The 20078-nt window shown below is 50.7% G+C and carries 12 protein-coding genes and 1 tRNA gene; 8 read left to right on the top strand and 5 right to left on the bottom strand.

What is annotated here, in order from left to right:
* Positions 1–64 precede the first annotated feature (64 nt).
* Positions 65–925, bottom strand: coding sequence for a C39 family peptidase (locus WC734_02480; protein ID MFA6198002.1), 861 nt, complete (start codon positions 923–925; stop codon positions 65–67).
* Positions 926–1140: 215 nt separating this feature from the next.
* Positions 1141–1722 carry an RNA polymerase sigma factor gene (locus WC734_02475; GenBank protein ID MFA6198001.1) on the bottom strand — a complete coding sequence of 194 codons (582 nt, stop codon included), beginning with the start codon at positions 1720–1722 and terminating at the stop codon, positions 1141–1143.
* A 337-nt stretch (positions 1723–2059) separates the two neighbouring features.
* On the opposite strand from WC734_02475, the gene WC734_02470 reads away from it, so the two are divergent.
* The 8 genes from WC734_02470 (at position 2060) to WC734_02435 (ending at position 18316) form a co-directional block, all read left to right on the top strand.
* On the top strand, positions 2060–12487 hold the full coding sequence (locus tag WC734_02470) for a hypothetical protein (GenBank protein MFA6198000.1): 10428 nt from the start codon (positions 2060–2062) through the stop codon (positions 12485–12487).
* A gap of 259 nt (positions 12488–12746) precedes the next feature.
* Positions 12747–13700, top strand: coding sequence for a hypothetical protein (locus WC734_02465; GenBank protein ID MFA6197999.1), 954 nt, complete (start codon positions 12747–12749; stop codon positions 13698–13700).
* Positions 13701–13733: 33 nt separating this feature from the next.
* Complete coding sequence (locus tag WC734_02460) at positions 13734–14804, top strand: hypothetical protein (GenBank protein MFA6197998.1); 1071 nt, start codon at positions 13734–13736, stop codon at positions 14802–14804.
* Positions 14805–14917: 113 nt separating this feature from the next.
* A complete protein-coding gene (locus WC734_02455) occupies positions 14918–16072 on the top strand; it encodes a hypothetical protein (protein MFA6197997.1) in 1155 nt (384 codons plus the stop codon).
* 48 nt (positions 16073–16120) lie between these two features.
* The gene (locus WC734_02450; GenBank protein MFA6197996.1) at positions 16121–16381 is read left to right on the top strand and encodes a DUF4342 domain-containing protein; all 261 of its coding nucleotides are present in this window, start codon (positions 16121–16123) and stop codon (positions 16379–16381) included.
* Positions 16382–16701: 320 nt separating this feature from the next.
* Positions 16702–17187: a hypothetical protein gene (locus tag WC734_02445; GenBank protein MFA6197995.1), complete on the top strand. Its 486-nt coding sequence runs from the start codon at positions 16702–16704 to the stop codon at positions 17185–17187.
* A 233-nt stretch (positions 17188–17420) separates the two neighbouring features.
* Entirely contained in the window at positions 17421–17720 is a 300-nt protein-coding gene (locus tag WC734_02440; GenBank protein MFA6197994.1) for an RNA-binding protein, read from the top strand.
* A 149-nt stretch (positions 17721–17869) separates the two neighbouring features.
* A complete protein-coding gene (locus WC734_02435; GenBank protein MFA6197993.1) occupies positions 17870–18316 on the top strand; it encodes a hypothetical protein in 447 nt (148 codons plus the stop codon).
* A 96-nt stretch (positions 18317–18412) separates the two neighbouring features.
* On the opposite strand, the gene WC734_02430 is transcribed toward WC734_02435, so the two are convergent.
* From WC734_02430 to WC734_02420, 3 genes are all read right to left on the bottom strand, one after another.
* Positions 18413–19102, bottom strand: coding sequence for a hypothetical protein (locus WC734_02430; protein ID MFA6197992.1), 690 nt, complete (start codon positions 19100–19102; stop codon positions 18413–18415).
* A 146-nt stretch (positions 19103–19248) separates the two neighbouring features.
* A complete protein-coding gene (locus WC734_02425) occupies positions 19249–19761 on the bottom strand; it encodes an NUDIX hydrolase (protein ID MFA6197991.1) in 513 nt (170 codons plus the stop codon).
* A 28-nt stretch (positions 19762–19789) separates the two neighbouring features.
* Positions 19790–19865 (bottom strand) — tRNA-His (locus WC734_02420).
* Between the last annotated feature and the right edge of the window lie 213 nt (positions 19866–20078).

The raw sequence follows: 20078 nt of genomic DNA, 5'->3' as shown, positions 1-20078 counted from the left end.
CTATTGTCAATATAAAAATACCAACCATGAAATAATTGGGTCAATTAGATTTGATTAATATATTCTAATTATTCTCTCGAATCACGATCATATTCTTCTGGCCGTGGTCGACGTCGCCGCCATTCCAATCATGGATGGCGTTCATCAGCACAGTCGGATCGTAGACATAATCCGCCCCTTTACGCGTACCGGGATCGTTGGTAATGATCTGGCCATTCTTTTTGTATCCTTTGATAACCAGGGCGTGATAGATTGGGCCCGGGGCTTTGTAGTTGGGATTGCCCAGCAGTCGGCCAGCGGCTAGAACAATTACCGGGTTACCGTCGGCCAATTCGTGCTTGATTCGTTCCAGGGTTACCTGGGAACCGGTGTAAATGTCGACCGTTTGGTAGCCCCACATATCTTTGATGAAGCGGGCTGTTTCCACGGCGGTGGTGTCTTTGTAGTTGCCGTAGTGCTGTTCCTCGAACGCCACTACTTCTTTGATCGTCGTTTCGGCGGCGTCTTTGGACGCGAACGTTTTATCCTGCAAATAATAGTGCACCATCAGCGCGGCGGTTTCCTCGCAGGCTTCTTGAAATGGTAAATCCCAATTCGCGGTCGGAGCTTGGGAAGTAAACGGGACTTTGAGATTTATCTCTACGGGTAGTGACGGGGCGGAATTGACTGGTTGACTGGTTGACTGGTTGACTGGGGAATTGGTATTGGCGTTTGAATTTGTGTTTATATTGGAATTAACGTTGATGTTCGCGTTGGCTGAAGTGTTGCCGTTCGAAATATCATCATGTGATATTGCCACGGGCACGTCGGGTTTACGTCGTGCGTCTATCCAATCAAAAATCGCCGTCCGCTTTGCCGCCGCGGTACCGGCACCGAAACCCAAGACGATCACTAACAGGGAAATAAAGAATGTTTTCTTTGACATAGCGAATCTAGCGTACTGAAAAATACTGATTCAGTCAATCGGGCACACAGACATGCCCCATTCGGCATATATTAATCATCGACCAGTCCAATAACACAACTCCCGTCGTATAAACGGGAGCCATGCGATTAATAGTACTCCACTATGTTAGGCACACTACCATGGAGAGGCGCGAGCCTCCTCACTATATTAAACACTTGAGCCAGGAAATAGTGTCAGGCGGCCCGCCCGGCGGGGGATAAGGCCGGAATTGCCCAAATGTTCGCTTGTTGCTCCAGTTCATTGATCCGGCGGCGTACTTTCTGGCGGGAACGGGATAAGCTCAATTTCACGGCATTTTCAGACCTCTTCATATGACGGGCAATCTGGCGAATCGACAAGTCTTCGCGATACCGTAATTGTAATATCCGCTGTTCGGTAATTGATAAACGGGATATTTCCCGCCAGAGCCGATCAATAGCCAGCTTTCGCTCCACGTTGTCAGCCATATCAATTGCCAGGAAACCGGCTTCTTCCAACGCGGCCACGGTGGGTCGGCGGAAATGATTGGCTAATAGATTGCGCGCAATGGTGATTAGGTAGGTTAAATACGAAAAACCCCGGAATTTAAATCTGGGCAGGTGTTCGTAGGCGCGCAAAAACGTTTCCTGCATCAGATCTTCGGCCACGGCGGTATTGTATCCGACGCGATACCACAGGTAATTATAGACCTTTTTGCCATATTTCTGGTACATTTTACCAAAATCGGTACTGTTTGTTTGGGCATTGATGACAATCGGCTTGTTTCCGTTTGACATAATGTTGTCAGTTAATTGTTTTTAGTTTGCGTCCCCTTACTAATTCGTATCCACCTGATATCGGATGGGATGAGCTGACTGTTACGCGGCTGAATTGGGACCGACATTGGCAGCGCTTCAATTATTATAGATTTGCCTCATCAAATTGAGTGTAAACCGTGTTCCTGAAGATTCCCCAAGTGTTTGGGGGCTTGAAAATAAGTCAATTTTCCTGTATAATAACGATGTCGAGCAAGTGCTTGACATAAGCAACGAAAAATATTCGTATCATAAGACCATCTTCTGGAATATTAACACTTTTCCGAAGCCTGAATATGGTCATTTTTGGCAACAATAAATGAAAGCCAAAACAACCACAAATATTTTTTCCAAAAAGGGAATCCATAACGCGTTTTTTGACCGTCGTGTGGCTCGTTTGTCGTCGATGGCATGGTCGGACGCCGGTTTGATATCGACACCCATCGGTAATGCGGAAATTTGGCATAGCAGTTGGCAAAATACCCGAGCCAAATGGTTGGTTGGGATGGCGTGGGCGCAGCGCTGGGCGCGCTGGATAGTTTTAGCTGCGCTACTGGCAACTTTCCTATTGCCTTTTCCGAATACGTTATCTCTGCCGCCCGTTTCGAGACCGGCTGATTTTCAGCTTCGACCGACCAAAACTGTCTGGTTGGATTCAGAAGCGCCCACATTCGCGTTGACGCTACCTGGCACGGTTAAGCCGGATGATTTTAAGATTAATCGAGTAGTTTTAACCAACTCAAAACAGGAAGCGCTCGAATCGCCTTACGTTGTTTTGCCCGGCGCGACCAAATCAGAAATGCTAGTACAGCTCGATCATCAGTCGCCACATCAACCAGGAAAAATGGCTATCGAAATACGGGGTAATGTTGCCGGCCAGCCGACAACGGTCGATGCTGAAATACTCTGGGGTGTGGTGGCGGTGAATGTTCGGCGGTCGATCGCGCCGCCCGGTCAGGCTCGAGAAATTCAATTAGCCGTACTGGATGATTTTGGCCGGACAGTCTGCGATAGCCATGTCGAACTGTCGGTGATTGACCCGAGCGGCCAGGAAAAGTCCTTCAGTACCGATGATGGCGGCGTGATAAACAATCCCGACTGTCAGGATCGCAGCGTTACCAACCAACCCGACTATCACGTCGACTATTTACCCGAGCTGGACGGTAATTACCAGGTGACCGTAACGGCCGAAACACCCGATGGTAGTCGGACGATTGCCGATAGTTTCACAGCCCAAGCGGCGGCCAAGTTTGACGTAGAACGCACTGAATTTCCCACCCGGATCTACCCACCGGCCCAGTACCCGGTGTCTTTTAAGGTCGTTCCAGCGGCTGACTTCAGCGGTTTTGTGACTGAGACATTGCCAGCCGGTTATCTGGTGCCCGAGGTAAGCCAGGGCGGTGCGGCCACAGCGAACAATAACGAACCGGTGCGGATTGACTGGGCCGTGAATTGGCAAGCCGGGCAAGTCTACACGCTCGGATACACATTCAAGGCTCCGGATATTTCGCCCGTGCTATACCACCTGGGCCCAATCAAGTTTACCGCCGCCCAGGACGTGATCTTCCAGGAGTCGCGCCGTTGGCAGATCGCGGCCGATGCCACCAAGACGTGGGACGGGGGCGGCGCCGATGCTAACTGGTCAACTTGTGCCAACTGGAATGCCGATACCTGCCCCGCCAATACCGGCGATGCAATTGTGTTTGACGGTACTAGCGGCGGTCAAACTAATGACGCGTCAACTTGGGAAGACGCCGCCACTATTACATCAGTAGCCAGTATATCTTTTACTTCATACAGCGGAGTATTTACGATATCAAAAACCTCGGCGGCGATCGCAGGAGATTTCTCCCATGCTTCAACCGGCAATGTTGTGTTTACTACGTCGGTATCTTGTGCGGGTAATTTTACGTTAACAACTAGCGGATCATTCACGCCCAATACCACGACGCTCACTATGACTGGTACGGGTGGAAAAAATCTCAACTCAAGCAAGTCATTATATAATTTAACGATTGATCCGTCATCGACCGCAACCATTAACGTTATTACCAATAGTTTTACGGTTACCAATACGCTCAACGTGGCGGCGGGGGATACGATGGATATCGCGACCGGTATTACGGTGACCCACACCGGTACTACGCTGACCTGGGGTGACGCCAGTAGTACCATCTCGGGCGCAGGCACGCTCACATTCACCAGCACGTCGGGCGGGCCGGGGACGAGCGGCGTCTTATCTTCGATCGTACGCTACGACAGTACGAGCGTAGCTATTCCATCGACCACAATCGACGCCCGAACCTATTCGGGTCGCGTAGAGGTATATTCAAACGCGACAGCTGTCAGAACGGTAGCTTTGCCCAGTGGTAACTTCATACTATCGGGCGCATCATCGCACCTTTATATTATCGCGGCCAACACGGCAGGCATGGCACTCACCGGCGTGGCCAACGCGCCTACGTTTACAATTGGAGGCGATTTGGATTTTACAGGCGCGGGCAGCGGTCTTGAGACATTGCGTACCGGCGCAGGTGCCTGGTCGGTGGCGGGGAATGTTGATGTTCGGGATGGAACTTTTGTGGCGGCAACTAACAATACTTTCTCGATGACCGGCGCAGGCAAGACGCTATACGCAAACGGTGGTTTCTACAATTTGACATTCAATACGGCGGGAACAATTTATATAGTAGGTGGTACGGCGATTACTAACACACTGACAATATCTACTGGCACTACAGTTACCTTTTATGATGTCAATGCGTATCTCGACGGAGCCGCTACCTTTGTATTGGATGGGACAATAAGCGGGCCGGGTTGGTTTTATTATTACGACACAAACGGAACCTTCCCGACCACGGGGACTGTTTCGTGCCCGATGTACTTCTATCTGTCCTCGGCCAATATGACGATACCGGCGCGCACCTACGGCAACAACGTCTTTGTCCAGCTAGAGGCTACGGGGTATATCGCCACGTTGGGCACAGCCACCGGCCAGACGGTTACCATCAGCGGATATTTGTATGTGGACGCTTATGGCGCGGGTAACCTCACCCTTGATGCCGCCACGTACGATCCAATCGTGATTGTCGGCGGCGATCTCGATTTCACGGGAGGTGGCGCCGGGCTGGAAATTATCACGGCGGGCGTTTGTCCGTGGACCGTGTCGGGTAATGTGAACTTTACCGGCGGGACATATACTACCGAAACCGGAGGGAGCTGTGGTGGTGCTAGCGCCGACAGCACACTGGCCATGAATGGCACCGGTAAGACACTTACTTCGGGCGGCAATACACTGCAAGATTATAAGGTTACCGGCGGGAGCATTACTCTAGCAGATGCAACCGCTATTGCTGGAAATTTGGTAGTCATGACCGGAGGGACTCTGACAACCGGCGCAACAGCTCTGACAGTGACCGGCACAACAACCGTAACGGGCGGCGGGCTATCACTGACCAATGACACAGGCGCTAAAACCTTTGTTGGTTTAGTCTCTGTCAGCGGCGGCACCATCAGCGGAACCAGCACCAATGTCATCGTTCGAGCCGGTATTACGCAATCGTCCAGTGGCGCGTTTACCATGACTGGATCCGGCACGATACTTTTTGATACGGCTTCGGCGGTTTTGACCGGAACCATGTCGATCCCGATAATCACCGTCACTAGTCCAGGCACGGTGACAAACAACGGCACCGTCACGATGACTGGAGTACTGTCGGGCAATGGTTCGTGGACGCAAGGAACCAGCTCGACGCTGAATAACTCACTAGTATCGGGAACGGTGATATCGGTTACGACTTTTAACGCCTCCACCAACGCCAATACGGTGGATTACAATGGTGCTGGCAATCAAACCTGTCGAGTTGTCACGTACAAAACCCTAAAGCTTTCCACCAGCGGCACTAAAACGTGCGCCGTGACCGCGGTGAATACGCTTCTGGAAACATCGGGCACGGTGACGATGTCTACGGGAGCTAATCTGACCACCAACGCATTAACAGTTGGCACAGGAACGACTTTTAACGCGGCTGGTTACGATCTTACCGTTACAAACACAACCTCGGTTACAGGGATACTCGATTTCACCGCTTCAACGAGCGGCACGAAACTCTTTAGCGGTGCGATTACGGTCAACGCCGGTGGAGTATTTCAAAACACAATTAATGAAGGTATCAGCTTCCGTGCTGGCATCACCATGAATGGTACTACGTTTAATACCGGGACGGGGGCGATAATCTTTACAGCCAGCCAAGCATTGGCCGGTTCCAGTAATATGACTTTTGGCGGGTCGGCGACGATCAACGCTGGCTTTACCCTGACCAATAATAACCTCGCGACGGTATTATTCAGCGGGGCGATTACCGGCGCCGACGGAGCGGCCTCGTTTGCCACCGGAGCGAGCTCGCTCACGCAATTTGCCAACACGGTGATGGCGACCGGCACGCTGGTTCCGTCTACCAGCGCCCACACCATCCAATATACGGGGGCAAGCCAGGCCGTGAAATTACCCACGACCAACCCGTATTATCATCTGACTCTGTCAGGCAGCGGAACGCCGACATTATCAGCTTCTATGTCGGCCATCACCGGCAACTTTGCAATTTCAGGCAGCGTCGCAGTTGATACGGCCGCAACGTTGACAGTTGGATTGGACGTGACAGTGGCAACGGCTACGACATTTAACGTTAACCATGATTTGACGATCAATGGCGGAGATTTTACCAATGCGGGAACGGGCAAAATCGATAATACATCAGGTACGCCAACTATTACGGTTTCAGGCGCGGGTTCGATTGGCGGCGTTACCGGGTCAACAAAATTTTACAACCTAACTCTATCCGGTACGCCGACGTTTGCCTCAAGTTACACGGTAAAAAATAATCTTACTTTGCCGGCTTCAGTAACGGCGGGTTCTACGACAGTTACTATGTCTGGTACGGCCGGCACTCTGGTTGGTGGAGGTAGTACCATTTATAATCTCACGATCGATCCATCATCTACCGGCACGATCACATTGAATACTTCGGATCTGACCGTTGCAAATACGTTGAACGTGGCCGCCGCCGACACACTATCTATCGCCACCGGCCGTGTTCTGACCCACACCGGTTCGACACTAACCTGGGGAGACAGCAGCAGTACGATTTCAGGCGCTGGCACGGGCACGCTGCGTTTTACTGACGCATCCGGCGGACCTGGTACGGATGGCGTGATATCAGCCATTACCCGTTTTGACGCGGGCAATGGAAATATTGCCAGCACAACATTCGATGCGCGTACGTATAGCGGCCAAGTCGAATTATATAACAGCGGTGGCAGCGCTAAAACCGTATCGTGCGCTGATGCGTCAACCTACACGTTCTCCGGTGGCTCCTCGCATTTATATTTGTACGCAGAGGGTGCAGGAAGCATGACCCTGCTTTGTGATACCACCACCGACCCGACTGTCACGATTGGCGGAGATATTGACTTTGTGGGTAGCGGAATCGGATCCGAATCCATCACTACCGGCTCGGGAGTATGGACCGTGTCAGGCAACGTCACCCTCACTGATGGCACGCTTACGGCCACGTCTGGGAATACCCTAGTCATGAACAGCTCCACTACGACCAAAACATTGACCAGCAACACTCAAACCTTGCAAAATCTGACGCTGTCGGGCAAGGTTACTCTAGCTAACGCGGTACACACCGTCGCGGGTAATCTGGATTTGACCGGATCAACTCTGACGGTTGGCACCTCAACAATTACCATGACCGGCACGTCGAACTCAATTACCGGCGGCGAGAAGATATTAAAAAATCTAACGATCGATCCGGCATCAGCTGGAACCATATCGTTAGTTGCATCCGATTTGGCTCTATCGGGACTACTGACGGTTGAAACAGGAGATGCGCTTTCGATTGGATCGGGTCTTTTGCTTACTACAGCATCATCTGGTACCTCAGTGACACTGAATGGCACGGGCACCATTTCGGGCAGCGACGGAACTCTGATTTACCAAACAGCGACTGCTTTTCCCACCACCGGCACCGTGTCGTGCATTGTCCGGTTTGATTTGGGGTACTATACAACTACCCAAACCATTAGCGGCCGGACATACGGCAGCAATGTGGAGGTGAATTCAACCACCCAAGAGGGTGCTAGCAGCGTCGTGACCCTAGGCACGGGACCGATCAATATTTCCGGCAGCCTCATTCTCACGGCTGGGGGTTTTGACAGTCTGACATTGACCGGTCTAACAAATGGTCCAGCGGTCAACATCACTGGCGATCTTGATATTGCCAATTCTCCGTCAAATACCGAGACAATCATTACCGGCACCGGAACCTGGACTGTATCGGGCAATGTTGACCTGACCAGTGGCGTTCTGACCGCTACCGCCGGCCATACTTTGGTCATGAATAATTCCGGTGCGACCAAAACGTTAACCAGCAACGGTCAAACTCTTCAAAATCTGACGATTTCCGGTGTGGTAACCTTGGCCGATGCTGTTCATACCGTAGCCGGAAATCTTGTTCTGACCGGCGCTACTTTGACGCCGGGTTCCTCGACAATTAACATGACTGGAACTTCCAATTCCATCACTGGTGGTGGCGTCACCCTGGCCAATCTGACAATTAACCCGTCTTCGGCCGGTACGATCACGCTGAGCAGTTCCGATCTGTCAGTGTCCAGCTTGTTGACCGTGACCAGTAGCGATGAATTGGCGCTGGGAGCCGGTCGGAATTTAACCCTGACTGGCACGTCAGGCACTACCCTGTCGCTGAGCGGCACGATTAGCGGGACAACCGGCCGGTTAATTTACAGCTCAACCGAAGCGTTTCCAACCGGCGGCACGATTACCTCGATTCTGCGCATGGACACTACCGGCCGAAGCGGCATGGCGCTTTCGGATCGTTCCAGTACTGACTATGGTGGTACGGTGGAGATATACAACAATAGTGGGTCAGCATCATCGATTGCGTTCACGATTGGCACGGGTTCATCGCAAACGATCAATTTCGGAAGTCACTTGTACGTCATTTGCGACAATGTTCAGGGTGTGGCCGTTGCTGCCGATACCTATGATCCGACCATCAATGTTACGGGGGATATTGATTTCACTGGAGTGGGCGCGACCGACAATCAAGAACAGCTCAATTTTGGCGACGGCACCTGGACAGTAGGTGGCAATATCAACTTTACCGATGGTTATGCCGCCGGCGCGGCTAGTACGTTAATAATGTCCGGCACGTCAAAAACGCTCACGTCAGATGCTAACTCGCTGAACAATTTTAACGTAACAGGAACGATCAGTACGGTAGACGCCGCCGATATCAACGGTACGTTCACAGTTACAACCGGGTCATTTACCCAAGGCGCGAACGTGAATCTGAATATCTTCGGTGATTTCACCTTGGAAAGCGGCACAACTTTTACGGCCGCTTCCGGTACTGGCAAGGTAATCTTTGACGGCGATCTTTGGTTCAATGACAAGAACGCCTCCAAACAGGACATTGGCAATGTCGAGATCGGCGCCTCGCCTGATACGACAGATATGGCCAGTGATATGACGGTAAAAAGCCTGAAGGTGCTAGCGACCGACATATTGAATACCCACGGCTATGACATTGATTCGGCCGGTAATATCACAGTATTGGGAGAACTGAACGCGACCGACGATGGCGAAGGCGATAGCACAATCATCAACTGCGCCGGCAATTTCAATATCAGCAGTGGCGCGGCTTATACCGCCGACAATTCCACGCTCATCATGGACGCTACCGGAACCGTGACCAAGACGATCGTCACAGACGGAGATTTTAATTTGTACAATCTGACCATCAATGACGGCGGCGGGGCCAACAACCTAACCGTTCAAGTGTCTGACGCCTTGGTGTTAAAAGGCAGCCTGACGATTACCGGCGGTAATCTTGATACCGTATCGGGAGTAAGTAGCGCTATCGATGTCGGCGTCGACTGGACCAACAATGACACCTTCACGGCTCGCAATGGCACCGTAACTCTGACCGCTTCATCGGGCACGCCGGCGATCGATGCCGATGGCACCGGTGCCGACGCCTTTTATAACTTGGTGATAAACGATAGCGGCGGCGGCGCGACCTACGAGTTGAATACCGCGATGGATGTCGACCACGATTTCACCATCACCGGCGGCAATTTTGATGCCAATGGCAACACTCTGACCATTGGCGGCAGCTGGGCCAATAATGACGCGTTTACCTCGGGTACGCAGACGACCACTTTTGATGCCGCCGCCGGCACGCCGACGATTGACGGTACCGGCACAGGCACCAGTTCATTTTCGACGGTGATATTCAACGATGGCGGCAACGGCATCACCTGGCAGTTAACCTCAGATATGGATGTAAATTCCGATTTGACTATTACCGGCGGCACACTCGATTTCAACGGTTCAAACACCATGTCGGTAGCGGGCAACTTCACTAACTACGACGCCATCACTCAATCAACCGGCACGTTAAAAATGGATGGCACCAGCGGCACGAAAACCATCGACATGACCGAAGCAAACGGTAATGTATTTAATAACGTAACATTTGATGATGCGGGCGGGGGAACGACCTATAAAACAAAGTATCCACTGGACCTGGACGGCAACCTGACTATCACCGGCGGTACGCTCGATATGTCAGATGCGCCGACCATCTGGTATCTGACGAATGGCGCTACCAATGCCAGTGCGGGCAGCTGGCGAATGAAATCAACCGATCCCGCGGGAAGCGCTGATGATACAACCTTATGCTCGGACGAGGGTTGGGTTTCGGATAATCGTTATTGTGTTCTGCCTCCGGGTGAGATTGGGTCGTGGAGCGCCGCCCCGACGTCGATAACTGAAACTGGCTGGATGCTAAATAATGGCGCTCCGGTGGCTGGCACTATTGCAGCAGGCGCGTGGTCAGCCAAGATCACGGCGGTCTATACACCGGGAAATTGCGGCTATACCACCAAAAGACTTAACAGCCGTTTGTGGAAAGCTAATGCCGATCTGTCTTCACCAACCGCGCTGACAGGCTGGGTGGTCCAAAACCTTTCGGAAGGAGCCAATGATTACACGGTATCACTTGGAACACTTTCTGCCCAAACTCTGTCCAATCAGGTGCTGTATCTGGAATTTTATGTAACCCTATCGATCCAATCGTGCGCTGGAGATCCTTCGGCCACCATTATCAATTTTCGCGTCAACGAGGGCGGTTCGAAGCAGCAATTGACCACTCCGGCGTTCACGCCGCAGATTAACATAGCCGGTAACTGGGACAACAATGATCTATATACCCACGCCAACGGCAAGGTGGTATTCGATGCCAGCGCAACGGGCAAGACGATCGAAGCGGGCGCCTCCTCGTTCTATGACGTAGATGTAAATAATGCCGCCGGCGGCTGGACGGTTCAAACCGACAACATGACCGTGGCCAATAACCTGTCCCTGACGGCCGGTGCGGCCTGGGCGCTGGCTAGCAGCAAAACGCTGGAGGTTGACGGAACTTATTCCCAGACCATCACCGGAGCGAACACAACCTGGAACGCCGGATCCGTACTGTATTTTAACGGCTCGGGCGGCATGTACGATGTTAATGCCAAAACGCACAGCGGCGATGTTTATGTTACTCTGCGCATAGGTCAGACAGAAGATATCGCGATGTGGAATTCGAGTGCGAGTACATACGTGATTGACGATAGCGGTCTGGGCGATATGGGTTGCTTATTCTCCGAGGATCATGGTACGACCGATGGGCAATTGAATATCTATGGTGATTGCTATTCACGACTGAATGAATACTGGAGCTATGCGACTGATTTTGATGGAACTGATATCAGCGGATCGCCGCGGCAGGCGAATACAAAATTTGCTGCCGGTGCCATCATGACGGTTGATGCCGGCGATGCTCTTCAGATCCGAGGACAAAATGCCAGCTCCAACCGAACCGCTGTCACACGTCAGTCAAGCGGGAATTATAGCATGCTGGTGAGTGGAACGTTGGACGCACAGTATTATGATTTTGACTATTTAAGTCCAGCTGGTCTAAATTTCGACGAGACGGCCACAATAACAGAAATGTCCGACGGAACCTTTGATAATCGGGCTAAAGCATTCGATCCGGGCTCGTATATCAATTTAACGAACACAACTACCACTAAGAATTTATTTCGTGTAATTTTTGATGATCCAGCCGACGGAGCCGATGCTAACGCGCAAATTAATATTCAAGCTGAGGGCGTGGGGGTAAATTGGACAATGTTTGATTGGGGCGGCTTGAACGGGGGAGAGGATTATGACATGGAATACACGGGTGCATTCGTGGGTTGGGTTCACAGCGAGACGCTATCCCTGAGCGCCAATACGATCAATTTCGGTCTATTAAACCCGTCTATTCTGGCCACCGGCAACCACGATATCAGCGTTTCCACATCGGCTCAAGGGGGATATTCCTGCTATGCGCAGGAAGACACGGAGTTACAGAATGGGTCATTCGATATCGACGATGTGGCCGATGGGACAGTATCCACTGGTTCTGAAGAATTCGGCTTGAATTGTACCGGTGCCGACTGTGATTTGGTCGCTGATACGGCGATTACGACCTCGCCATTGACAGTAGCGTCAAATAGTGGTCCAGTAACAAACAGTACCACCACAATGGATTACAAAGTGTCGGTAAGTTCAAGTACGGCCAATGGAGCCTACGAAAATACGGTCACTTATACCTGCTCGGGTAATTTTTAGAGAACAATCCGTGTATATCATTAACAAATACTGGAAACAGACATTGACAAAACTGTAATTATGTGATAAACTTAGTGTAGTGGGTAAGAAAAAAGGCCAAAACAAGCCAAAAAAGAAGTTTTTAGTCTGTCAGGTTAGCCAAAATAAAAAGACAATGAAATCTCCAGCCAAAACAAAAACTATTAAGCATTTATCGAATCCGAGACCAGTACGGCGTGTTTCCGTAGTGGTTATTTTGTTTCTTATTGGAATTTGGCTAATGCCAACGCCAAAAGAGGCACGTTCAGCTGGTATCGATACTGCCGATATCGCGATAGTACTCGAGGATGAAGCAGTAAATACAGCGGGAAATGTAGATATTACATTTACTTGGGGAACGCTAACAAACGGAAACACTATTGATATATATCTGGGTGATGTTGATGGGGGTAGTGGTGAATGGCAATTGAACAGTGTGGCTGCCGAAGATATAACCTGTGATGATAATGGCACAGGGGAAACGTATAATGGCATAACCGTTGCCGCCGCTACGGCGACAGTCCCAATGAAGGTACATGTTGTTGCGCAAACCGTTGGCGCAACGGCCACAGCGACACACTGTGTAATTGGTGACAACGCCCCAGATCCGAAAACTCCGACCGTAGCAGGGTCATATTCGGTTGCTATCGTAACTACAAATGACTCAGGTGCCGGAATTGCTTATGTCGGCAATGCCAACGATGTTACCGTGTCAGCGACGGTGTTGCCTAATCTAGCTCTTACTATTAGTAACGGTGATGGCGCGATTTGTGTAACTAGTGGTGGCGGAATTACCTCTTGTGATTTTGGTGTGATGACAACTTCGGCTATCAAGGAGGGAAGCTATCGTGTCGGCGTTGGTACGAATGCTGCCAGTGGTGCGACCATGAATATTTCAGAGAGCGGTGATTTGGGGGTAATAAATGACGTCGCCGATGGCACCGTTGATGCCGGCTCAGAGGAATATGGTATTAGTGCTGCCCCAACGAATACGGTGGGCACCTGGACTCTAACGAGTCCCTATAACACTGGTGATGATCCGATCGAAGCCCCGGCCGAAGTAGCGGATTCCAATGCTCCAGTAGATATGACGCTGGACTATGTTACCATTACTCATAAGATAGCTATTGCATCAACCACTCCTCCGGGTGCAAACTCCCACACCGTAATATGGACCGCTTCGGCGACTTTCTAAGGCACGAGTTAAAAAAACAAAAATAAAATCTAAATGAGCCGGATCAGCCACAAAATAGTATTTTGGTTAGGACACCGCCATACTCAGCGGCTGATTATTTGGTTAGGGGTGTTCGCGCTTTCGACCAGCTTGATATTGCTAATAGCGCAGAGCGGACATTCGACCGGTTTGGACGAGGTAACGGTAGAATTGATGGACAGTGAGGTAACTAGTGCGGCCTCGAGAGTCAAAGTTACATTCACCATAGAAACTGCGTTGGTAAACGGAAACACAGTAAAATATTACATCGGTGACACCACCGGCGGGGGCAATAATTGGGGCATCAGCACGGTAACCACCGGAGATATTTCCTGCGCTGACGATGGTGCCGGCGGTGGATCATATACGATCAACTCTATCACGCCTGCCTCTGCGACAACGCCCATGTGGGTTCAGGTGACAGTTGTTTCTTCCGGAGCGGGCGCTACGGAACTTGCTTGTACCATCGGCGATGGTACGCCCAATCCCACCAACCCTGGCACGGCCGGGGCTTATTCGGTAGCTGTCGTTACTACTAATGACAGCGGTGCCGGCATAGCCTATGTAGGACACGCCAATGATGTGACCGTCAGCGGCGTGGTATTGTCAAATCTAACCTTGAATCTCGACAACCCTGATACCGTCGCATGTTCTCTAAGCGGCGTGATCATGAGTTGTAATCTAGGGACATTCACTTTGGCGGATGTAAACTCTGGTTATTATGATGTTAACGTTGGAACCAACGCGGCTAATGGCGCCACCTTGTTAATATCTGAAAACCAGCAATTTCAAAATGGTGGCGTACTCTTTGACGATGTGGTCAACGACGAATCGGTTTCGGCCGGCAGCGAAGAGTATGGCATTCAGGTGGTAGCCGACGCGCCGACCTGGACTGAGCTGGGCACGTTTGCGATCGATGATTCGCCGATTCCAACCGGATCTCCGGTCGCGCTGGCTTCAACCAGTACGCTGACCGATAAAAACGGTCCGGATATAAAGATTACCCACCTGGGCGCAATCTCTTCTACAACGCCAGCGGGAGTGTATAGTCACATCGTTACGTGGACGGCCACCGGTAACTTTTAAATGTAAATGTTTAATAGGCATGATTGGGTTACCGCCCGGCCATTTGGAAGCCGGAGCTTTTTATGTTATACTTTGGCCAAATCCTGTATTCAAAAAACCTCGAAAAAACAATTATGAAACTAAAAGCCTTTAGCTACGCACTGGTGTTGCTGGGATTAGCAGTATTCATTCAACCTGCCCAAGCCGTTACCATCACTGAACACACCGTCGAATTGAGCGCCAAACCGGGCGATGTGATCGAGCGGAAACTCAATCTCTACGACGATAAATTGCAGGGTGCGACAATATATACCTCGGTTTCAAATTTCAAACCCGACCCCGATTCAGAAGGTTCGGCGTTATTGGTAACCGAACCAGCTGAATTGAAACCCGACCGGGAATGGGTCAAGCTGCAGGCTGATAAAGTTGATCTGCCCAAAACCGGCGAAATGGTACCATTCACCTATCGGATCGAGCTCCCGGCTGATGCCGATCCCGGCACGCACCTAATATCACTGGTGTTCAGTACCAAACCGCCGCCCGCCGATCCCACTAGCAGTACGGTATCGATCGGCACCAATCTGTTGGTTAATATATTTTTAAGAGTTGGCGGAGCGACGATCGACTCGGTTGATGCCACTTTCAAGGTTGGTACTTTTTCCGGTGCGGACTCGAATCTCAAGCCGTCAGACCGGGAAAAAATGTTCAAAGAAAAGAAATTCTTCCTGAAACCGCCGGTCGATTTTTTGCTGCGGGTGGACAACAAGGGTAACACCCATCAGAAGCCGGATGGTAATATTAGAATCCAAAACGATCTTTTCGGCCGCGCTTACGATACCATTCCGGTCAACAAAGAAAGCCTGATCATCGCACCGGGAACCTCCCGGGCCTTTACCGTCGGCTCATTTGGCACCGGTCTGATGATTGGCAAATATCGCGCCAAACTGACCCTGGTCTATGGCAACCCGCTGCGCGACATTACGAAGGAAGTTGATTTCTGGATTATTCCGCTGAAAGAAATCGCGATCGCGCTGGGCATCTTGCTGATATTGATTATCATCATCGTGTTCATTCGGCGGATCAGCCAGCGACGAAGCCGAGCCAAGGAAAAGAAGCAAGAAGAGGAGATGCGCCGGGCACTGCGGGAAGAAATACAGCAAACGATGCGGGAAGCCCAGCAGGCCAGCCAGCCGGACAAACCCAAGCAGCCCGAAGCACCCAAGCCGGACGAGGAACCAAAACAACCCAACCCACCCAAACCGACAGAGGAACCGAAGCAGCCGGACTAGCCAGTAGCGCCTCCATCAACAACTTGAAGTACAATTAAATCATATATTATGGATCAGAATAATCAATCGCAAAAGACGGAAGAGTTTTCCCTCAACGGCAGCGAATTGGTGGAACGAATTAAGGAGCTGATTAAGCAGGGAAATATCCGCCGGATCATCATCAAGAACGAAAAGAACGAATCGCTGATGGAAATACCGGTGACGATCGGTGTGGTGGGCGCCTTGTTGCTGCCCACGCTGGCAGCGGTTGGCGCTATCGCCGCATTGGTGACGAAATGTACAATTGTGGTGGAGAAGCGGGAAGATTAAAGTTCAAAGGACCGGTAGCGTTTACAATGTTCGCGAAAACATCCCCCATGCCAAGTAACTAAAGTTATATTTCTAGGTAACGCAATACTAAAATCCGCCCCCGCCTTAATTAAGGAGGGGGCCGTTTGTTAGTATCATCTTTCATGCACAATTCAAAATGGTTGGTTAACATGGGGGAGGTTTTCGCCCAAGCTACGCATTGACAAAAATCCACGTTTTCCATACCATACCACTGTTCCGCAAACGGTGGAACAGTTTCGTACATTCCAGACCTCGGAGAGGTCAAAGGGCGGTAGCCCAGGAGGTACCCAATGCGGCCGATGAAGGACGCGATTGGTCAGGTTGATTGTAGTGAAAGAGCGCGTCGACGAATCGAGCGCTTTTACCGCATGGTTTGCGTGGAGTTTCCATGGCTATGGGCATTACGTCATGAGTGGGACTTCAGTGACTTGTCCACGATGCCCACGGTTCGGCGACTTGGCGATCCCGGTTTGAAAGGTCATCTGCAGGCGGATTCCAGTTTGTTGCGGCCGCAGACTTGGCTAGTCATCAAGCGGGGTGTTGGTGCTCACGTAATACAGATCGGAGCTAGCCGGGGAACAACTTGGATGAGAGCCATCGATCGAACGCTATGCGCGACCCATGGCTACGTGGGTAAGGCTCAAATCATCTACGTGGCCGTGGTACAAGCGCGCGTTATCGGAGAAAATGCTAAGTGGGTCACCATCTATCGAAGTCCGGCGGGTGGCTGGAAGTGGAGCATAGGAAAGCCCTTGTTCGGCTTCGATAAGAGAGCGCTGCAATAACTCGATGAGTACGGGAACACTTCGAAAGCGTTCCTTTTCTATTTTGCCCGCGTTCTGATAAAAAATGGGCTAAGTATCGGCACTTTGTCCTAAATTTAGCTGGACATTGACAAATCCGGGCACATCTGATATAGTGTCTTTGCTAGTCTTTTTAGGGTAGGTTCTCTAAGGATATTAGAGGATAGGTCTTCCTAAAGAGCATGCGCATTATCAATTAAGTCACGTTTAAGAGCATGGCAAAAAAACTCTTTGTGGGAAGCCTTTCCTACAGCGTCACAGACGATCAGCTGCGCGAATTCTTCGCCGCGGCCGGCACCGTCGAAACAGCCCAGGTAGTAATGGACCGGATGACCGGCCGTTCACGGGGTTTCGGCTTTGTCGAAATGTCTTCCGATGAGGAAGCCAAGAAAGCGGTCGAAATGTTTGACGGTAAGGAAATGGGTGGCCGAGCGATCGTGGTGAATGAGGCCCGTCCAATGACGGATCGACCTCGCCGCGACAACGGCTTCCAGAACCAATCAGGCAGCTTCTAGTATCTCGGAAAAAGTCCCGTCAGTTCGCTGGTGGGCTTTTTCTTTTGTGCTAGTTATCTATACCTGACCGATTGACAGGTAATTGGTAACGATATAAGATAGCATCGAATTCGGTACAGTTAGGGCGCTCGGATCAATGGGAGGAAACCATGAGCGAACGGTTCGATGAGGCACTGGTGCTGTGCGCGGCTGGTGTCGTTGACAAGGAATCATTGGGTGGTCTCAATGCTGCGCTGGGCGATCCATCACTGTTCGGTGGTAGATCCAGACAACTTCGACTCGCCGTTCGGCATTGTCAGCAATATGCTGTTCATAAGATACTGCTACTGTGTCGGGGCGGGATAGTGGAGGAGGATGATCTGCGCGAGCTGAAGGAGTTGGTTGGCACGGAATATGTCAGCCATGGAACTTCGGCGGAAGAGATCAGCGGGTTTGAAGACCGGCTCCAACTGCATTGGGCGCGCAGACATCTGGCGCTCATGCGGGCGGGAATTACCGGTCACGAAGCAATGCTGCGCGGTCTGATCCAAACGAAGTGTGTTCGGCCAGACGCGCTCGATCTGACACCGGCGGAACGGCAAGCGCTGAGCTGTTGAGGCGGGTCGGTAACAGGCGGTAACTACGGTTACCGTTTTTCTTTTGACAAAAAACCGCGCCGGTCAGACGCGATTTTGTTATATGAGGGAAGCGGTCTATTTGACGAGTGTGAAATTCAGTAACATCTGATCGTAAATGGCGGTGTACATGCCGCGGTCTTCGGTTTTCGGGATATACTGGATGACGCGGTAGATCGATGTGCCACTTTTGGCATAGATGACATTATAAAAACCCAGCGGACCATTTACGGCGCGCCAAAGTCCAGTGGTGTCGGCCACGGTCACGTTTGATTCGCTCAAAATCGTACCTTCGCCATCCTGGCCAGCCGCGAAATCCTGGATAGTGGCCGTTACGTTTTGATCGACCACTATTTCAATCTTTGAACCCTGGAGTAATTCGGTATCGGCAGTTTGAGCCACGGCCACCGGGTCGGCAAACATTGCTGGGTTGGCATCGGCAGTATTATCGTCCGACCAGCCGTTTGGGTATTTAACTGTGTAATGATAAAGCGTATTAGTATAGGTCGGCCAATTAGCCGTAGCGGTAATCACATTGGTATTCGTATTAGCAGCGCTATTGGTATTTGTACCGCCGTTGGTGTTGGAGGCGTTAGCGTTCTTGGGGTGATTGCTGGTGATGGAGGCGCCGCCATTTACCAAATCGTCCCGGCTGTAAATATATACAGTGGAGGCAACTAGGGCAAACGCAACAACCGCGATGGTGATCAGGATCACCATGTGGTAGTTCATGGGCTGGGTTATGACAGGTTTGTTTTTCTTGAGCATAGATAGTATTTGTTAATTTATCCTGCCGCTATTATACAGCATGCAGTAATAAAATAACATGATTGATTTTATCCAGACTCTTCTGTAGTTATTAGGGGGCCAGGATTGGAGAAAATTAACCCAGCCGGTGTCTATCATTAGGGCTATTATGATTTGGCCGACCGTATAACACGATCGTTCATCCAGGCATCGATCATATCCCGGCCGTTCTTGAAGGCAATGTCGTTTGGAATCTCGGTAGGCGCAAACCATCTAACTTCTTCAATGTCGTCTCCGGGAGTCAATTGGTTTGATATAGCCCTAACCACAAAACAAATATTCAACGTTGCGTCGCCAGTCTGGTCGTATGTGTCCATAAAAAACCCAAGCAGACCATCAATTATCACGTCTAGCCCGGTTTCCTCTTTGACTTCTCGCCTAACTCCGACTTCGGGGTGTTCCCCAAAATCTAAAAAACCGCCAATGACATCCCATTTACCTTTTGACGGTTCTATGCGTCGTTTCCCAAGAAGAATCTTGTCACCATCAACAATAATTGCACTGGCCGTTGGCTTTGAATTAATATAAAAGGTAAATCCACACTTAGTACAACTGAGTATGTGTTTTAGTCCTTGGCCAGAATACTTCCAACCGCATTTTGGGCAATTATTGTAGAGCATGTTTTCGAGTGGTCGGCTAAGCTCTGACTGGGGTGGCCAGAGGGAATTGCACCCTCAACCGCCGGTGCCACAGACCGGTGCTCTACTAATTGAGCTATGGCCACCACACATTACTTTTCAATACCGCATCGCTAAACTACCAATTGAGTCCCGATGCGGTCATAAAATGACCGATCGGGATCCCGACTTCCGCGTAGCGGAACGTCGGGACTATGGCCACCACGAAAGCTCTTTCACATATTAGCAGCATATCCAGCATCTGACAAGTGTCATGTAAGAACGGCATTATTCAATAATCTCGTAGTAAGTGTTATAAT

The sequence above is a fragment of the Patescibacteria group bacterium genome (assembly GCA_041661625.1).
Taxonomy (GTDB): domain Bacteria; phylum Patescibacteriota; class Patescibacteriia; order JAHIZJ01; family JAHIZJ01; genus JBAZUB01.
The sequence above is the reverse complement of the archived record's forward strand: the minus strand, read 5'-3'. Positions and strand labels throughout refer to the sequence as shown.

Excerpts from the sequence above, each read along its gene's own strand:
- WC734_02435 (MFA6197993.1), top strand. The coding sequence starts at position 17,870 with ATGAGCGAACGGTTCGATGAGGCACTGGTGCTGTGCGCGGCTGGTGTC.
- WC734_02475 (MFA6198001.1), bottom strand. The coding sequence starts at position 1,722 with ATGTCAAACGGAAACAAGCCGATTGTCATCAATGCCCAAACAAACAGT.
- WC734_02460 (MFA6197998.1), top strand. The coding sequence starts at position 13,734 with ATGAGCCGGATCAGCCACAAAATAGTATTTTGGTTAGGACACCGCCAT.
- WC734_02450 (MFA6197996.1), top strand. The coding sequence starts at position 16,121 with ATGGATCAGAATAATCAATCGCAAAAGACGGAAGAGTTTTCCCTCAAC.
- WC734_02465 (MFA6197999.1), top strand. The coding sequence starts at position 12,747 with ATGCCAACGCCAAAAGAGGCACGTTCAGCTGGTATCGATACTGCCGAT.
- WC734_02440 (MFA6197994.1), top strand. The coding sequence starts at position 17,421 with ATGGCAAAAAAACTCTTTGTGGGAAGCCTTTCCTACAGCGTCACAGAC.
- WC734_02455 (MFA6197997.1), top strand. The coding sequence starts at position 14,918 with ATGAAACTAAAAGCCTTTAGCTACGCACTGGTGTTGCTGGGATTAGCA.
- WC734_02430 (MFA6197992.1), bottom strand. The coding sequence starts at position 19,102 with ATGCTCAAGAAAAACAAACCTGTCATAACCCAGCCCATGAACTACCAC.
- WC734_02425 (MFA6197991.1), bottom strand. The coding sequence starts at position 19,761 with ATGCTCTACAATAATTGCCCAAAATGCGGTTGGAAGTATTCTGGCCAA.
- WC734_02480 (MFA6198002.1), bottom strand. The coding sequence starts at position 925 with ATGTCAAAGAAAACATTCTTTATTTCCCTGTTAGTGATCGTCTTGGGT.
- WC734_02470 (MFA6198000.1), top strand. The coding sequence starts at position 2,060 with ATGAAAGCCAAAACAACCACAAATATTTTTTCCAAAAAGGGAATCCAT.
- WC734_02445 (MFA6197995.1), top strand. The coding sequence starts at position 16,702 with ATGAAGGACGCGATTGGTCAGGTTGATTGTAGTGAAAGAGCGCGTCGA.